Below are 17,049 nucleotides of genomic sequence, written 5' to 3' on the forward strand. Positions count from 1 at the left end.
ACATCTTCGTGTTCTGCTTTCCAGGCTATTGATTCGACAACCGCATGACCAGATCCATCACAGTTCTGTGGATAACCCTGACTAGAGAATCGGCAGTGAAAGCGTCAGCGGTTAGCGCGGTTTTCGTCCAAGCAGTTCTGCTTCTTGCAGTGCTCTCCCACCACGTACTTTTCGTAGCGGTATATGGTCACGTCACGCGGCGGACTCGTCTTTTCGGCTGTTCCTTCAATGTCCGTCCACGGGCCATTGCCCACGCGGAACCTGCCCTCATACTTCACAGTGACTGTCACTTTCACGTGCTCAGCTTCGCTGTACACGTGATAGAAACCAGCGCGCTCCAAACTCACCGGCTTACGCCACGGCGAATGCGTCCACTTGACTGTTCCATCACCAAAATCCCACCGCCATGACACGGGGACTGCTTCGACCGTCACTTCCTGGCCCAACATGGTCAACGTCTTCGTCTGCGTGGTGTCATCCGTCCAAAACGCTGTGCGCTTGCCGGCAACACCCCAACCATCCGGCCATACATGAACCTCCGCGGCAGACAGAGGGACCGACTGGAAGTCTTTCTGCGTCACAACGGGAACAGCCGGTTCGGCCGGCTCACCTTGGACAGGTGCTCGCCCTCCTGATGGCCGGCCAGGCTGAGACGGCAGGCGCGGCTGCTCATACCGAACCCAACACTGACCACCATCAACACTGATCGCACGCCCACCACACCGGTTATGCCACCGCACAGGAGGCGGAGACGGCTTCCGCGGACCCGACTTACCCGCTTTTGGCTTGCCGGGACGCTGCTTCGAAGGCCCAGAACCGGGCTTGGACGGGGCAGGCTTATGAGGCGCCGTACCTTTTTCCGTAACCTCGTTGGAGCAATTGATTCCATCCGAGAACGCCGCACACGACGCAGTGTAGGCAGGTGTAGCGATCAACAGGTGCGCTGTCAGGATCAAAAGACTGACTGCAGCGGCAGAAGTTAGGCGCATTTTTTCTGCACGTTTCCGATCTCAACAACGAGCCAATCATCTCCGCGTTTCTCCAGGAAGTACCCAGAAACCGAGTTGAAATCTTGCTTCTTCCCGCGCACACGGTCAGAGTTCTCAGTTTCCCACTCGCTGTAATGCATGCACGCCGTAACAAACACTTTGGGGACAGTTGAGTCCAGGTCGCCTACTGTCACATCCGACGCAACCAAATCGTTCTTCGCGAGAAAGCCGTCAGCTTCAGCCTGTTTACGCCCTTGTTCCTGCACTTCCAACAGGTCATCGCCAACCATGCTGTTGTACTTCTCCCAGTAAACTCCGCCGTCTCGGAATGCTCTATTGCCGGCAGCCATGTACTCAGCGAAAAAGACAACGGCTTCGTCAGCCAGCTGTTTGTCATCGTCAGAAAGCTCAAGCCCTTCCTCAACCGTGTATTCCGGAATCTTCGGGGTTGGGTCTTCAGGTTCAGCAAACGGCGAACCAGAAGCAGTCCCGTCCACGCCTTCAGCCTCGGCACTCCCACTGGAACAGCCAGAAAGGACCAAGCACCCGACACACACCGCGGCCGCCAAACGTCGCACCTTGCGCACATACGAGTTGCCAACCAGAGACTGCAAAGGCAGAGAAAGCATCATTGATTCCTGTTCGCCACATCTTCGTGTTCTGCTTTCCAGGCTATTGATTGGACAACCGCAAGACCAGACCCATTGCAAATCTGTGGACAAAATCCGTCCGGCGCGAAGAAACTGCAGGTCCGCGGCACACCTGACACACAAGGCCAGCGAGCTTGGCCTTCGCAGAAATGCAGAAGCGCCGGGCGAAAGGCCCGGCGCTACAGCACAATCACAGCGGTGAACACGTCACCTGAAAACGAGACCTGCCTTTATCAGAACGGCGTCGACAGTGGTTTGTCTTTGCCCAAACGACGCTCAAAAGGAACCCCCGCGCTTTCGCAGATGGCTTCCCAGATTTCGCGTGGCTCGTAACCAGCGTCAAAGGCTTCAGCTGGTGTGCGGGAACCAAGCGAACTCAGTGCGAGGTCGGTGTGCAGCGAACGAGCGCGCATTGAACCGAACTCATCTTCCATGAGCTCCCAGTAAACGGTGTGCTGCATCAGCAGAGAATCAGCGCTGCGGCGCCAGGGCGTCCCCGCCCAGGTAGCTTTCAGACATTTCAGCCGGCACGGTGTCCGGAATTTCGACGCCTTCGGCCAGAGCGATGCGATCGCTGACTTCCCGCAGAACAACTGACAGTGGAACATCAAGAGCAGAGCAAATGGATGCCAGAAGCTCCGACGATGCTTCTTTCTGACCGCGTTCGATTTCGCTGAGGTAGCCGAGTGAAACGCGCGCACCCGTCGAAACATCGCGCAGAGTGCGGTTCTGACGGCGGCGCGCCGAGCGCAGAGTGTCGCCGATTTCCGTACGGACGAGAGTCATAGGTGGCCTCCCTCTAGGCGACTCGTAAAAATCTGTTCGTTCATCATCTATCACCAACCACGGCCGGTGAAGATTTGTTCCCCAAGCCTACAGGCAGGCCCTGACTCAAGCACTGATGATCCATTCAGGTTTCAGCGCGCTCGTGCCCAAAACCACCGAAAGACCACCACCGGCTCATTTCACGGCCGCGGCCAGAAGTTCCAAACAGGCATCGACAACCTGACTGCGGATCTGCGCTCGGCTGCCCGAAAAGTCGAACCGCTCACCTCGCCCGCGCCCTTCGCCGTCGCCAGCACCAGCATCGCCGGCAGAACCGCCACCGGCGCGCCACAGCCCGATGTACACCCGGCCGACGGGTTTGCCGTCCTGCGGCTCGGGCCCCGCAACCCCAGTACAGGAAACCCCGAAGTCAGCACCGCAGACTTCAGCGGCACCTCGTGCCATCTGCAGAGCGACATCCGGATCAACCGCGCCCCGCTCGCTCAGGAGATCAGCATCGACGCCGGCCAAGCTGTGCTTAAGTCCGGTCGCGTAGGTCACCAGTCCCCCTCGCAGAACTGCCGAAGCGCCCGGCACGTCTGCCAGCGAAGCTGCCAGAAGACCTGCCGTCAGGGATTCACACGTGCTGACCGTCAGGCCGCGCTGGGTCGCTGCGGCAATGACTTCGCGGGCAGCCGGCCGCGGCTCACCAGCGGCGCGAACGCCACTAGGCCGCGGCTCACCAGCCGCACCAACCGTCTCAACGCCACCAGCAGCACCCACAGTCTCAGCCTGCCTGTTTCAATGCCCGGCTGACATCAACCACGTACTGCATTCCCGACCACAGGGTCTGGACGATCGCGGCAACGAGGATCACCCATGCCACAACCAGCAGTCCCACGGTCAGTCCGGAAATGCCCAGGTGTCCAACCGGAACCACCAGGAGCAGCAGTCCCACGGCCACAGTCTGCAGAACAGTCTTGATCTTGCCGCCCTTCGAAGCCGGCAGCACGATCTTCTTGACCACGATCAGACGCATCACGGTGATGCCGTATTCGCGCACAAGGATGATGACCGGCACCCACCACGGCAGACCGCCGGGCCCGCCGATGATCGCAAGGCCGATGAACGCTGCGGACATGAGCGCCTTGTCGGCAATCGGGTCGGCAATCTTGCCGAAGTCGGTGATCAGCCCGTATTTGCGGGCCACCGTGCCGTCAATCCAGTCGGTGATCATCGCCAGGCAGAAGATGCCGAACGCCCACAGCCGCAAGACCGGGTCCTGTCCGCCCTGGGACAGGAGCAGCCACAGGAACAGCGGAACCATGAGGATCCGCAGGACCGTCAAAGCGTTGGGCACATTCCACGAACTGGGTGCCTGTTTCGAAGTTTCCATCATGCTCACTGTATCGCTCAGCGGCCGGTGAGATCCCAAGCGTCCTCGCCGCCGGCTTCCACAACCTCGAGCCCGGTTTCGGCGTCGTAAGTCCGCCCGCTGTCATCCGTGTAGTCGGAATGGCTGAGCGGGTCTGACGAGGTGGAGCTCACCTGGTCCCCTCCTACCCCACCGGGGTTGGTGTCGGCTGGGGCGGCAGGTGCGGTGTCTGCGGGTGCTGATTCTTCTGCAGGCGGAGTTTCGCCCTTGATGTAGGCGAGTGTGGCCGGGAGGTCTTCCGGTTTGACCAGCACGTCGCGAGCTTTCGAACCTTCGGACGGTCCGACGATTCCGCGGGACTCCATGAGGTCCATGAGTCGTCCCGCACGGGCGAAGCCCACGCGCAGTTTGCGCTGCAGCATCGAGGTCGAACCGAACTGAGTCGTGACAACGAGTTCGACGGCCTGCAGCAGGTCGTCCATATCGTCGCCGATCTCTTCGTCGATCTGCTTCTGCGGGGCAGCCTGCTGGACGTCTTCACGGTAGTTCGGCGACAGCTGACCCTTGACGTGTTCAACGACCTTTTCGATTTCAGATTCGTTGATCCACGCACCCTGCACACGCATGGGGCGTGATGCACCCATCGGCAGGAACAGAGCGTCACCCTGGCCGATGAGCTTTTCAGCACCCGGCTGGTCGAGGACCACGCGGGAGTCCGCGAGCGACGAGGTCGCAAATGCCAGGCGGGAAGGCACGTTCGCCTTGATAAGACCGGTGACAACATCGACCGACGGACGCTGGGTTGCCAGCACCAGGTGGATGCCAGCGGCACGGGCCAGCTGGGTGATGCGCTGAATCGAAGCTTCGACATCGCGCGGGGCGACCATCATGAGGTCGGCGAGCTCATCCACGACCACCAGCAGGTAGGGGTAGGGCTGAAGCGTGCGCTCCGAACCGGCCGGCGGTGTGATGCGTCCCTCGCGGACGGCCTTGTTGAACTCGCGCACGTGCTTGAAGCCGAAGTGCGCGAGGTCGTCGTAGCGGGCGTCCATTTCCTTCACAACCCACTCGAGGGCTTCTGCAGCCTTCTTCGGGTTGGTGATGATGGGGGTGATGAGGTGCGGGATGCCGTCGTAGATCGTCAGCTCCACACGCTTGGGGTCCACAAGGATCATGCGCACGTCATCCGGGGTTGCCCGCATCATGATCGAGGTGATCATGGAGTTGATGAAGCTCGACTTACCGGAACCGGTGGCACCGGCCACGAGCATGTGCGGCATCTTCGACAGATCGGCAACAACGAAGCCGCCTTCGACGTCCTTGCCGACACCGACAACCATGGGGTGTTCCGTTTGGCGGGCCGCACCGGAGCGCAGAACATCCCCGAGGACCACGGTTTCGCGGTCGCTGTTGGGGATCTCGATGCCGATGGCGGACTTGCCGGGAATCGGCGACAGGATCCGCACTTCGGCGCTGGCCACCGCGTAGGCGATGTTCTTCGACAGGTTGGTGATCTTCTCAACCTTTGTGCCCGGTCCCAGCTCAACTTCGTAGCGGGTGACCGTCGGTCCGCGGCTGAAGCCAGTCACTTCGGCGTTGATCTTGAACTCTTCGAAGACGTCACGCAACGCAGCGACAACACGGTCGTTGGCTTCCGAACGCTCCTTGGCCGGAGGGCCAGCTGAGAGCAGATCAGTGCTGGGCAGCGTGTACGTGACATCACCGTCAAGCGACAGCTGGGTAACACGTTCGGGAAGCTCGCCGGTCGGCTGCGGGGCCGGTGTGGACACCGCGGGAACAATGTCTGCCTTCTTGGCAGCACTGGCATCCGCTTCCTCTTCAGCAGCATCGTCCATGCCGAGGCTCTTCTTAAGCTCAGCACGTTCCTTTTCGGCCCTTGTCTGGCGGCGCTGGCCGGGCTTCGGCGCATCGACGTCGAAGACTTCCGTTTCGGCGTCTTCAGCGACAGGTGCGGCAGAAGCACTCGATGCGGGCATAACGGTGGTCTGCTGCTGCGAGGGCGGAGTCTCGGACTCTTCGATGACAGCCTTGTCATAGGCCCGCGACTTCTCGGCATCAGCGTCGTCCTGCTTCTTCCGGCCGCGGCGCTTTGCGCCCATCGGCTTCAGCGTCGACGTGCGACGGTCTTCGGCGACCAGGTCAACACTGCCTTCGTCATCATCGTCCGACCGCTGCGAACGTCCGCCGGTCAGACGGTCGTAGGCACCCATGAGGCGCGACGGGATTTCCTGCACCGGGGTTGCTGTGATGACGAGCACCGAGAACAGCCCCAGCAGGATCAGCAGCGGAACCGCAACGTATTCGGTGACAGCAGCCACAAGGGGCGTCGCCAAGAGGAAGCCGATGGCGCCTCCCCCGTTGGCCATCGCCTCGTGCGAATTGGCGAACGTGGGCACCCCGGCATAGATGTGTGCAAGACCGGCAGCGGCGGCGACGAAGCCGATGAGGCCGAAAAGAATGCGGTTGTTGCCGCGGGTGTCAGCACCGCGCATGAACAGGCGCACGGCGTAGCCCACGAAGATGATCGGCAGCGCCAGCGCAACACGGCCAGCGGTGCCCTCAACAACAGCGCGCACTGCACCGCCGATGGCTCCGGGGATGTTCCACCATTCGAATGCAGCGACGACGAGGGCTAAGCCGATGAGGAAGAAGCCGGTGCCGTCACGGCGGGTTGGCGATGGGTCGTCGTGGGGTTCTTCTGAGAACACCTTGCGGGTTCGATCGCCTGCCATGCGGGAAACTCCCATCCATGCCCCGGTCACCGGGTTTGCTTTCTTGGGCCCCGCTTCGGGTTCGGCAGATGCACTGCTCGCGCGCTTCTTGCGCTTACCAGCAGCGGGGGAAGTCGTACTGGTCGCCATGGAACCATAGTAGGCCCGTAGGCGGCCCAGGCCGCGTATTCTGTGGTCTGCGGCGTGTAGCACACCCGCCTGTCGACACGAGGAGAACCATGCACCGCATCTGGTCGCTGCACGGCGATGGCAAGTCCGTATCCCCCGGCGAGGTGGTGCTCCCCAGGGAGCGTCTGACCTGGGGTCGGACGTTCGGGATCGGAGCCCAGCACGTTGTCGCGATGTTCGGTGCGACGTTCCTTGTGCCGCTTCTCACAGGTTTTCCGCCGTCGACGACGCTGTTCTTCACTGCGATCGGCACACTGCTGTTCCTGCTGATCACGCTTGGCAAGATGCCGTCGTACCTCGGTTCGTCTTTTGCGCTGCTGGCACCGATCGGGGCGATCACCGGTTTTGATCCGGAGTCCGGTCTGGGTGTTGATCCCGAGCGTATGGCTCTTGCTCAGGGTGGAATCATCACGACGGGTGTTGCACTGCTGGTGATCGGCGTGATCGTGCACTTTGCCGGTGCGCGCTGGATCGAGGTGACGATGCCGCCGGTGGTCACTGGTGCGATTGTGGCGCTCATCGGCTTCAACCTGGCACCTGCCGCGTGGAACTGGGTGAAGCTCGCACCCGTTACGGCGATGGTGACGATAGGGGCGATTCTGTTCATCACGGTGTTCTTCCGCGGCATCATCGGCAGGCTTTCGATTCTGTTCGGTGTGGCGGCCGGGTACATCTCCGCAGTCATCCGAGGCGAAGTGGACTTCTCTGCCATCGGCGAGGCTTCATGGGTTGGCCTGCCCACCTTCCACGCACCGGCCTTTGATGCATCGCACCTGGGTCTGTTCATTCCTGTGGTGTTTGTTCTGGTGGCGGAGAACATCGGCCACGTAAAGTCAGTGTCGGCTATGACCGGCCAGAACCTCGACCCGATCACGGGACGCGCGCTCATCGCCGATGGCCTTTCAACCGCCCTGGCCGGTTCCGGCGGCGGCTCCGGTACGACGACGTACGCTGAAAACATCGGTGTTATGGCCGCAACCCGCGTGTATTCGACGGCGGCCTACATGTTTGCCGCCCTGTGTGCGCTGGCACTGTCGATGACGCCGAAGTTCGGTGCGGCCATTGCCACCATCCCGCCGGGCGTTCTCGGCGGTGCCGCCACTGTTCTCTACGGCATGATCGGCATGCTCGGCATCCGCATTTGGGTGCAGAACCGCGTCGACTTTTCCGACCCTGTCAACCTCAACACGGCGGCAGTTGCCATGATCACCGCCATCGCCAACTACACGTGGGCCCCGGCTGGCATGCGCTTTGAGGGCATTGCCATCGGCACTGCGTGCGCTATCGGCATCTACCACCTCATGCGAACCATCGCGAAGATCCGGGGTACGAGCCACGAATCCGCAAGCCCCGCCTCGGCCCCGGCCGGCAAAGAGGCCGGAATCAACGTGCCCCGCACCAAGGGGCACCAAGACTGGCCAGACAGACCCGCCGGCAAAACCAGCTAAGAGTCCGCGGCAGCAGGTCGAGGTCATGAGGCTGCTCCTACACTGAAGTACATGGCCTTCACCAAACAGCGCGCAGGTGCTCCCACTGGCTTCTTCCAAGCTGAAGCTGCCGGTCTGCGATGGCTGGCTGAACCCGGGGTCATTCCGGTGGTTCGGGTCCTCGGCGTAGCCGATGACCGACTCGAGCTTGAACGACTAGAGCCCGCCCCATCGTCTCCCGAGGCGGCGCGCACCTTTGGTGCGCAGCTGGCCCGCCTGCACAGCTCAGGCGCACCGGGGTTCGGTTGGGCGCCCCGCTCCCCCGCCTACTTCGGTCCCCTGAGTCAGCCGTTCGAGGTGCCGGCGGCACCTCGTGAGTCTTTCGGTGAGTTCTGGGCTGAGGACCGTCTGCGCCCGCTTTTGGAGCGCGCTCGCGGGCAGTTGGGAGCCCGAGGCGCAGCCACGGTTGAAGAAGCAGTCGACCTCATCGCAGAAGGCGCCTACAACGGCATTGCCGGCGGGCCGGCAGAAGAACCAGCACGCGTCCACGGCGACCTGTGGAGCGGCAACGTCATGTGGACGGCAGACGGTGCGGTGCTCATCGACCCGGCCGCCCACGGCGGTCACCGATTAGAAGATCTGGCGATGCTCGCCATGTTCGGCGCTGCCCACCTGAACGAAATCTTCGCCGGCTATGAATCCGAACACCCCATGCCGAGCGGCTGGCGTGACGATATTCCCGCACACCAGCTGTTCGGCCTTCTGGCCCACGTTCACCTGTTCGGATCGATGTACACGCCAGACACTGTGTCAGCCGCTGAAGAGGTTCTGCGCGGCAGGTGACTGCCGTTGGACGGCTGCTCTGCGACAGCTGCCCACTGACCGCTGCCAGAACGCACTGAGGCCCCCGCGAACACTTCGCGGGGGCCTCAGTGTTGAGCTTCGGGAGGAGGATCCTTCAGCTCAGGTTTCCATCAGCCCAGCAGCTCATAAGCCGGCAGGGTGAGGAAGTCGTGGTATTCGTCATCCAGCGCCATTTCGGTGAAGAGCTTGGTTGCCTGCTCGAGGTTGTCTCCGGAGAGCTTCGCGGTCTCTTCGTCAATGAGCTTCTGCACGAAGTCCTTGGTGATCTGCTCACCCGTGTCGTCCAGCTTCACGCCTTCCTTGACCCACTGCCACACCTGGCTGCGGGAGATCTCAGCGGTCGCGGCGTCCTCCATCAGACCGTTGATGGCAGCGGCACCGTTGCCGTTGAGCCACGACTGGACGTACTGGATGCCCACCGAAATGTTGGTGCGCAGGCCGCCTTCCGTGATCTGGCCGGGGGTGTCCTTCACACTGAGGAGGTCGGCTGCGGTGACGGTGACGTCTTCGCGCTTCTTGTCGATCTGGTTGGGGCGGTCACCCAGAACCTTGGTGAAAGCTTCCTTGCAGGTTTCGACCATGCCGGGGTGGGCAACCCACGAACCGTCAAAGCCGTCGCCGGCTTCACGCGACTTGTCGTTCGTGACCTGGTCGTATGCCTTCTTGTTGGCTTCTTCGTCCTTCGAGGGGATGAATGCCGACATACCGCCGATGGCGTGTGCACCGCGCTTGTGGCAAGTGCGCACCAGAAGTTCGGTGTAGGCGCGCATGAACGGAACGGTCATGGTCACCTGAGCGCGGTCCGGGGTGATCCAGTCTTCGCCCTTGTTCCGGTGGGTCTTGATGACCGAGAAGATGTAGTCCCAACGGCCTGCGTTGAGCCCCGAGGAGTGTTCGCGCAGTTCGTAGAGGATCTCTTCCATTTCGAACGCCGCCGGGTAGGTTTCGATGAGGCAGGTGGCGCGGATGGTGCCGCGCGGAACGCCGAGGGCTTCCTGAGCGTCAACGAAGATGTTGTTCCACAGGCGGGCTTCCAGGTGCGATTCCATCTTCGGCAGGTAGAAGTAGGGGCCGCGGCCCTTTTCAATCTGCTTGCGGCCGGCACTTGCGAAGTACAGCACGAAGTCGACGATCGAACCGGAGACAGGAGTGCCGTCAACGAGGATGTGCTTTTCGGTCATGTGCCAGCCGCGGGGGCGCACGATGATTGTGGGCAGCTCTTCGTCGGGACGCAGCTTGTATTCCTTGCCGGTTTCTTCGGCAACGAAGTCGATTTCGCGGTTGGTTGCGTCAAGCAGGTTGATCTGTCCGCCGATGACGGAGTCCCACGCGGGAGTGTTGGCGTCTTCCTGGTCTGCCAGCCACGCCTTGGCGCCGGAGTTAAGCGCGTTGATCGTCATCTTGCGGTACGTGGGGCCGGTGACCTCAACACGGCGGTCTTCCAGGCCGGGGGCAGGAGGCGCCACCTGCCAGGTCTCGTCTTCGCGGATGGCCTTGGTCTCTTCGAGGAAGTCGAGTTCGCCGCCTTCGTCGAGGAACTTCTGGCGTTCGACGCGCGCGGCCAGGCGGTCCTGGCGTTCGCCTTCGTACTTGCGGTGCAGGTCGGCGATGAGCTGCAGGGCCTCAGCGGTGAGGACCTTGGAGTATTCGGGCTTGAGCTCAGCGGTGATTTCCATGCCTTCGGGCAGCTGCAGTTCGGCAGTGGTCATTGTCTGTCTCCTATTCGTGTGATTTCACATTGTGAAATCTTTGATTCACACATTGAAAGATTAGACGGAAAAGCCGGCTGGAGTCAATAGCTGCCCCAGCCGGCTTCCGCATTGCCATAGTCAGGCGCTGGGCTTAGCGTGCGGGCCCACGACAACCATCGTTCCGGGGTTGAGGATGCCCTGGGGGTCCAAGGCTTTCTTGATGCGCTCGTTGAGTTCGTAGACGTCCTCGCCCAGGTAGTCCTTCAGCCAGGGCTGCTTGAGCTTGCCAACACCGTGCTCGCCGGTGATGGTTCCGCCCAGGTTGATGGCGAGGCTCATGACCTCGCCGTAGGCCTTATTGGCACGCTCTTCCTCACCTTCAACGGTTGGATCGAAGACGACGAGCGGGTGGGTGTTGCCGTCGCCGGCATGAGCCATAACGGGAATGCGCACGCCGTTGCGCTCTGCGATTTCCGCAATGCCCACCACGAGGTCACCCAGCTTGGGAATGGGAACGCCGACGTCCTCCAGAAGGATGGAGCCGGTCTTCTCGATGGCGGGAATCGCGTGGCGACGGGCAAAGGCGAACTGCTCACCCTCATCCGGGTCGGTTGTCGACAGGCATTCGGTAGCACCGGCCGCGTTGCAGATGTCTTCCATCCGCTGCATTTCGGATGCCGCAAACTCTGCCGGTTCGTCCGACTGGATGATGAGCATGGCCGCCGCAGTACGATCCAGGCCCATGCGCAGGTCGTCTTCAACGGCGTTGATGGTCGGGTTGTCCATGAATTCGAGCATTGAGGGCCGCATGCTGCGAGTGATGTCGAGGACAGCCTTCGAGGAGCACTCAAGACTCGGGAAGATCGCCACGAGGGTCGACGGGGTGCGCTGCTGCGGCACCAGACGCAGGGTGATCTCGACGACGATGCCGAGCGCACCTTCCGAACCGATGAACAGCTTGGTCAGCGAGAACCCTGCCACATCCTTGACGCGGGGGCCGCCCAGCGTGATGAGCTTGCCGTCAGCCAGCACCACCTTCAGCCCAAGCACGTAGTCCGTCGTGACGCCGTACTTCACGCAGCACAGACCACCGGCATTGGTCGAAATGTTGCCGCCGATCGAGCAGAATTCGCGCGAAGCCGGGTCCGGCGGATACCACAGCCCCTCAGCCTGAGCTGCCGCGTTGACTTCACCGTTGTACGCACCGGGCTGCACGACAGCGGTGCGGGTTGCGACGTCGATCGTGATGTCGCGCATTTTGTCCAAAGAAATGACAATCGCGCCGTCCTGCGCAGTGGAGCCGCCCGACAGACCCGAACCGGCGCCTCGGGGAATGACGGGGACATCGTGCTTCGCCGCCCAACGCACTGCAGTCTGCACGTGCTCAGCGCTGCGCGCTCGCACAACGGCCAGCGGCATGCCGGCATTGGGGTCGTTCGCACGGTCGCGACGGTACGCCTCCATCTGGTCGGGATTGACGGTGACAACACCCTCGGGCAGGGAGGAGATCAGTTCTTCGAGCATTTGCCCACCTTTTGCGTATCAACGGCAAAGTTCAGAAATGAATTTTCATTTCCATCTAGTGAAATTAGTATACTACGCTAGATGTGTTCTACGTCGCATTGTCACGTGTGTGCAGTCAGGAGGCGAATTGGCACCGACATCGCGAGTTCAATCAGTCGACCGCACCCTCGATGTCCTCGAGGCGCTCGGCTCCATGGGCGGGGCTGCCCGCTCCATCGACATTGCAGAGCAGCTGAGTCTTCCGGCCCCGACGGTCCACCGCATTCTGGCGACCCTGTCCGCCCGCGGCTACGTGGGGCAGCTCCCCGACAAACGCTACTCCCTAGGAGCGGCCCTCATCCGCCTGGGCGCGCAGGCAGCCGCGCAGGTCGGCTATGATCTGCAGCCCATTCTCGACGAACTGGCAGGCAAGCTCGGCGAAACCGTCAACTTGGCGTTTATGCAGGGCACAACCATGACCTACGTTGCCCAGGCTGCATCCCGTCGATCCATGCGCATGTTCACAGAAGTCGGCGCGCGCGTGCCCATGCACAGCTCCGGCGTAGGCAAAGCGACGCTTGCCCACCTGCCTTCCGGTGAGGTTGACGCGATACTCGCCTCCACCTCGTCAATTGATGCCCCGGCACTGCGAGCCGAACTGGAGCTCAGCCGCGAACGCGGTTTCGCCCTTGATGACGAAGAACAGGAAGTCGGCGTGCGGTGCCTGGCAGTGCACGTGCCGGGCGCGCCCGTGCCCGCGGCGCTCTCAACGTCCTCCCCCACATCCCGCCTGACAGAAGACGTCTACGATTCCTTCGCCAAAGAACTGCATGCCGCAGCGGCGAAGCTGACCGCGGTGTGGGAGGCCCGCACCTAAGCCGCACGTCCGCACACGACGCGCAGACAGCCCGCAAAGACAAGGCTGGGCGAGGGTTTCCCCTCGCCCAGCCTTTCAAGTTCTCAGAGTCGTTGCCTTAGCAGCTCCGACGCTCAGTCTTCGTCGCCGACAAGAACAACCATCGGCACGATCATCGGACCGCGCCGCAGCTTGGTCGACAGCCACCGGCCGATGGTGCGGCGAATGATCTGCTGCAGACGGTGCTGATTCTTCACACCGTCATCGAGCGCGTCTTCAACAGCCTTCGTGATCTTCGGCTTAATGGTGTCGAAAACACGGTCGTGCTCAGCAACACCGCGCGTGTGGATTTCCGGCCCGGCAACGATCTCGCGGTTCTTCACGTCGATCGTCATGAAGATCGACACGAAGCCCTCGCCGGCCAGCACGCGACGGTCGCGCAGATCGTCTTCCGTGACGTAGCCGACCGACTTGCCGTCGACGAAAACGTATTCGCACGGCACAGCTCCGACTATCGAAGCCTGCCCGTCCTTGAGGTCAACAACCCAGCCGTCGTCGGCGACGACAACCTTTTCCTTGGGCACGCCGGTTTCCATTGCCAGCTTCGCGTTGGCGAGCATGTGGCGCCACTCGCCGTGAACCGGCATAACGCCCTTGGGCTCCACGATGTTGTAGGCGTACAGGAGCTCACCGGCCGATGCGTGGCCGGACACGTGCACCGCGGCATTGCCCTTGTGGATCACGGTTGCACCTAGGCGCATAAGGCCGTTGATCACGCGGGACACCGAGTTTTCATTCCCCGGGATGAGCGAACTTGCCAGGATGACGGTGTCGCCCTCGGTCAGGTCGATCTGGTGGGTGCCGTTGGCCATACGCGACAGTGCCGCCATGGGCTCACCCTGCGAACCGGTGCACATGAGCACCACCTGGTCTTCGGGGAGGTCTTCGACCTGTTTGATGTCGATGATCGAACCCGCTGGAGCCTGAAGGTAGCCCAGTTCCTGGGCGATCTTCATGTTCCGGACCATGGACCGGCCGACAAACGCCACCTTGCGTCCGTGGGCGACAGCGGCTTCTAAAACCTGCTGCACACGGTGGACGTGGGATGCGAAGGACGCGACGATCACACGGCGCGAGGCGTGGCTGAACTGCTGTTCAAGCACCCGCCCGATGTTGCGCTCATGAGCCGTGAAGCCGGGAACTTCCGCGTTGGTGGAGTCCGTCAGGAAGAGGTCGACGCCTTCTTCTCCGACACGAGCAAAAGAGCGCAGGTCCGTAATCCGGCCGTCCAGGGGCAGCTGGTCCATTTTGAAGTCACCCGTGTGCAGGATGGTTCCCGCATCCGTGCGCAGGAAAATGGCCAGAGCATCCGGAATGGAGTGGTTGACGGCAATGAACTCGAGGTCGAACGGGCCGAGCTTTTCGCGGTCGCCTTCCGACACGACTTTCGTCTTGGCCCGCACGCGGTGCTCTTTGAGCTTCGGTTCGACAAGAGCCAGGGTCAGGGTTGAACCGAGAATCGGGACGTCGCGGCCCAGTTTGCGCAGCAGGTAGGGCACAGCGCCGATGTGGTCTTCGTGGCCGTGGGTCAGCGCAATGCCGACAACGTCTTTTTCGCGCCCGTCAAGGTACGAAAAGTCCGGCAGGATGAGGTCGACTCCCGGCTGTTCTTCTTCGGGAAAGAGCACACCGGCATCGATGATGAGCAGTTTGCCGTCGGTCTCGAAGACCGTCATGTTGCGCCCGACTTCACCGAGACCGCCAAGAGCGACGATCCGCAGGGCGTTGGGGTCGACCTTCGGGGGTGTTCCGAGGTCGGTTGGCAGTTCAATCACTGAAGAAAACCGTGTCCTTCCAATGTTCGGCGCAGGAAGTCGACCTGGTCCGCCGTGGCCGGCAGAAGAGGCATGCGAACTGCGCGGGAGGGAATCACGCCCATGAGCTCAAGGCAGGCCTTGGCGGCAACCACTCCGGGCATGTGATTCATGATTGCATCGACCGCAGGAGCAAGGTCCAGGGCCAGGCGGCGAGCCGCGGCGATGTCATTCGCAGCGACCAAATCCACCATTTCAGACAGGGGGCGGGCAATGACGTGCGCCGCAACCGAAACCACGCCTACGGCACCGGAGGCCAGCAGCGGCAGGTTAAGGGCGTCTTCGCCCGAGTAGTACACAAGATCAGTGCTGGCCATTACCTCGATCGTCGATGCGAGGTCGCCCTTGGCGTCTTTGACCGCGAGGATTGTGGGGCAATCGGCCAGTTCGATGAGTGTTTCCTTTTCGATCGGCACACCCGATCGGCCGGGAATGTCGTAGAGCATGACCGGCAGGTCCGAAGCATCGGCGATTGCCCGCATGTGTTCGGCAATGGCCGCCTGCGACGGTTTGGAGTAGTAGGGCGTGACGGCCAGAAGTCCATCAGCTCCGGCTTCGACGGCCTGTTCGACATTTGCAATCGAGGTGCGCGTGTCATTTGTGCCGATGCCCGCAACGACGCGGACGTTTTCCGGCACGGCTTCTTTCACGGCGCGCAGAAGGTCGCCCTTTTCTTCAAATGACGTTGTCGGGGATTCGCCGGTGGTGCCGGAGACGACGAGCATGTCGTTGCCCGTGGCCACCAGGTGCTTGGCAACAGCCTGCAGCGCATCGAAGTCGACGTCATCACCCTTGAAGGGCGTCAGCATCGCCGTACCGACGCGACCGAAAGCTGCGATCGCTTCCGCTGCCTGTGAATCTCCCTGAATAGCCATGCCCCTACTGTACCGTCAGCAGGTGTCGAAGTGGCCCGTGACCACGGTCGAGCCGTGGCAGAATCGAGCCCATGAACTCTGCGAACAGGCTCTTCCCGCCCGGGCGTCTGCAGTGGCTGGATGCGGCGCGCGGCTTGGCCCTCTTCGGGATGATCGTCACCCACATCTTCAGTCTCAGCACTGATGACCTCGAACCGACCTGGGCTGTTGTGTTCGCGGGCCGTTCCAGCGCCCTGTTCGCAGTTCTTGCTGGTTTTTCTCTGGTTCTGGCTTCGCGTTCACGGGCTCTGTCCACCCCGGGCAAAGCCATTGCAGCCGCGGTCATCCGCGGAATCATCATCTTCGCAATCGGCCTCGTGCTCGGCACTGTCAGCACTCGCCTGGCCATCATCCTCACCGTCTACGGCTTCCTGTTCATTGCCGCGTCCGTCTTGCTTCCCCTGCGCGGTCGCACACTTGCAGCACTCGCAGCCGTGTGGCTCGCAGCCTCTCCCCTCGTGTCCCACGCAGTCCGCGCCCACTGGCAGCTGGAACAGGACTTCAACGTCCCGAGCCTCGATTCGCTTTATGATCCGGCGGGCTTGCTGCAGTCGGTTGTGCTCACCGGCTATTACCCCGCGCTGCAGTGGATGAGCTACATCCTCGTGGGCATGGCGCTCGCGCATGTCCCCTGGTCACGGCAGACTGCAATAACGGCGAGCGCTGTCGGTCTGGGAACAGCCATCATGGCCTCAGCCATCTCATCCCTGCTTCTGGTGAGCCGCGGCTGGGAGGTGCTTTCCGCCTCGGCGGCTGAAGAACCGGGCCTTCTTGAACAGGCGACGACCTACGGCAACTGGGGAACCGTCCCCACCGACACCGCGTGGTGGCTGGCAGTGAACGGCCCGCACACCGGCACTCCCCCGGACCTCGTGGGAACAGCGGGAGTCGCGGTAGCGGTCATCGGGGTGTTCTGTCTGCTGTTCACCAGCTTCCCCGCGCTCGCTCCGCGTCTTCTGCTGCCGCTGACTGCCCCCGGCTCAATGGCACTGACCGCGTACTCCCTGCACGTGGTGCTGCTCGAAATGACTGCCGGCATGGCACCAACACAGGAGTATGTGACACACGGGTTGGTGCTCATCGGCATCGCCATGGTGTGGAAGGCGCTCATTTCGCGACGAGGCCCGTTGGAGACCGCTATCGCCGCGATTGTGCGGCTGGCAGTGCGCGGAAAGCGGACGAGGCGGGGTCAAGTCGACCGAGTCGGTTGAGGAGCGCCG

General features: G+C 62.0%; 15 protein-coding genes. 4 read left to right on the forward strand and 11 right to left on the reverse strand.

Annotation, left to right across the window (positions count from 1 at the left end; genetic code table 11):
* Positions 1–104: 104 nt before the first annotated feature.
* The 7 genes from HMPREF3172_RS00905 to HMPREF3172_RS00935 all read right to left on the reverse strand — a co-directional run bounded on the left by HMPREF3172_RS00905 (position 105) and on the right by HMPREF3172_RS00935 (position 6,532).
* Positions 105–581, reverse strand: coding sequence for a PKD domain-containing protein (locus HMPREF3172_RS00905; protein ID WP_070514758.1), 477 nt, complete (start codon positions 579–581; stop codon positions 105–107).
* A 398-nt stretch (positions 582–979) separates the two neighbouring features.
* Entirely contained in the window at positions 980–1,621 is a 642-nt protein-coding gene (locus HMPREF3172_RS00910) for a hypothetical protein (protein WP_141741543.1), read from the reverse strand.
* A 251-nt stretch (positions 1,622–1,872) separates the two neighbouring features.
* Positions 1,873–2,100 carry a DUF3046 domain-containing protein gene (locus HMPREF3172_RS00915; protein WP_019174892.1) on the reverse strand — a complete coding sequence of 76 codons (228 nt, stop codon included), beginning with the start codon at positions 2,098–2,100 and terminating at the stop codon, positions 1,873–1,875.
* A gap of 10 nt (positions 2,101–2,110) precedes the next feature.
* The gene (locus HMPREF3172_RS00920; RefSeq protein WP_019174891.1) at positions 2,111–2,425 is read right to left on the reverse strand and encodes a helix-turn-helix domain-containing protein; all 315 of its coding nucleotides are present in this window, start codon (positions 2,423–2,425) and stop codon (positions 2,111–2,113) included.
* A gap of 174 nt (positions 2,426–2,599) precedes the next feature.
* Complete coding sequence (locus HMPREF3172_RS00925) at positions 2,600–3,187, reverse strand: CinA family protein (RefSeq protein ID WP_070514760.1); 588 nt, start codon at positions 3,185–3,187, stop codon at positions 2,600–2,602.
* A gap of 4 nt (positions 3,188–3,191) precedes the next feature.
* A complete protein-coding gene (gene pgsA / locus HMPREF3172_RS00930) occupies positions 3,192–3,800 on the reverse strand; it encodes a CDP-diacylglycerol--glycerol-3-phosphate 3-phosphatidyltransferase (protein WP_061943557.1) in 609 nt (202 codons plus the stop codon).
* A gap of 17 nt (positions 3,801–3,817) precedes the next feature.
* The gene (locus tag HMPREF3172_RS00935) at positions 3,818–6,532 is read right to left on the reverse strand and encodes an FtsK/SpoIIIE family DNA translocase (protein ID WP_070514787.1); all 2,715 of its coding nucleotides are present in this window, start codon (positions 6,530–6,532) and stop codon (positions 3,818–3,820) included.
* Between the two features lie 218 nt (positions 6,533–6,750).
* Between HMPREF3172_RS00935 and HMPREF3172_RS00940 the strand changes: the two genes are divergently transcribed.
* Positions 6,751–8,148, forward strand: a complete 1,398-nt coding sequence (locus tag HMPREF3172_RS00940; RefSeq protein WP_070514762.1) for a uracil-xanthine permease family protein — start codon at positions 6,751–6,753, stop codon at positions 8,146–8,148.
* Positions 8,149–8,199: 51 nt separating this feature from the next.
* Positions 8,200–8,970, forward strand: coding sequence for a fructosamine kinase family protein (locus HMPREF3172_RS00945; RefSeq protein ID WP_070514764.1), 771 nt, complete (start codon positions 8,200–8,202; stop codon positions 8,968–8,970).
* Positions 8,971–9,101: 131 nt separating this feature from the next.
* Here HMPREF3172_RS00945 and aceB read toward each other — a convergent pair whose 3' ends face one another.
* Positions 9,102–10,700, reverse strand: coding sequence for a malate synthase A (aceB, locus tag HMPREF3172_RS00950; RefSeq protein WP_070514767.1), 1,599 nt, complete (start codon positions 10,698–10,700; stop codon positions 9,102–9,104).
* Between the two features lie 120 nt (positions 10,701–10,820).
* The gene (locus HMPREF3172_RS00955; RefSeq protein WP_070424565.1) at positions 10,821–12,206 is read right to left on the reverse strand and encodes an FAD-binding oxidoreductase; all 1,386 of its coding nucleotides are present in this window, start codon (positions 12,204–12,206) and stop codon (positions 10,821–10,823) included.
* Positions 12,207–12,333: 127 nt separating this feature from the next.
* Between HMPREF3172_RS00955 and HMPREF3172_RS00960 the strand changes: the two genes are divergently transcribed.
* Positions 12,334–13,062 (forward strand): IclR family transcriptional regulator, encoded by a 729-nt coding sequence (locus tag HMPREF3172_RS00960; RefSeq protein ID WP_070514769.1) that lies wholly within the window; start codon positions 12,334–12,336, stop codon positions 13,060–13,062.
* A gap of 113 nt (positions 13,063–13,175) precedes the next feature.
* On the opposite strand, the gene HMPREF3172_RS00965 is transcribed toward HMPREF3172_RS00960, so the two are convergent.
* Together HMPREF3172_RS00965 and dapA are read right to left on the reverse strand one after the other, a co-directional pair.
* Positions 13,176–14,876: a ribonuclease J gene (locus tag HMPREF3172_RS00965; protein WP_061943538.1), complete on the reverse strand. Its 1,701-nt coding sequence runs from the start codon at positions 14,874–14,876 to the stop codon at positions 13,176–13,178.
* A complete protein-coding gene (gene dapA, locus HMPREF3172_RS00970; protein ID WP_070514770.1) occupies positions 14,873–15,790 on the reverse strand; it encodes a 4-hydroxy-tetrahydrodipicolinate synthase in 918 nt (305 codons plus the stop codon). The genes HMPREF3172_RS00965 and dapA overlap by 4 nt, the downstream gene beginning before the upstream one ends.
* 71 nt (positions 15,791–15,861) lie before the next feature.
* Here dapA and HMPREF3172_RS00975 point away from each other — a divergent pair, with 71 nt between their 5' ends.
* Entirely contained in the window at positions 15,862–17,040 is a 1,179-nt protein-coding gene (locus HMPREF3172_RS00975) for a heparan-alpha-glucosaminide N-acetyltransferase domain-containing protein (RefSeq protein WP_070514772.1), read from the forward strand.
* Positions 17,041–17,049: the final 9 nt, after the last annotated feature.

It is taken from the genome of Brevibacterium sp. HMSC08F02, assembly GCF_001807555.1.
Classification (GTDB): domain Bacteria; phylum Actinomycetota; class Actinomycetes; order Actinomycetales; family Brevibacteriaceae; genus Brevibacterium; species Brevibacterium ravenspurgense.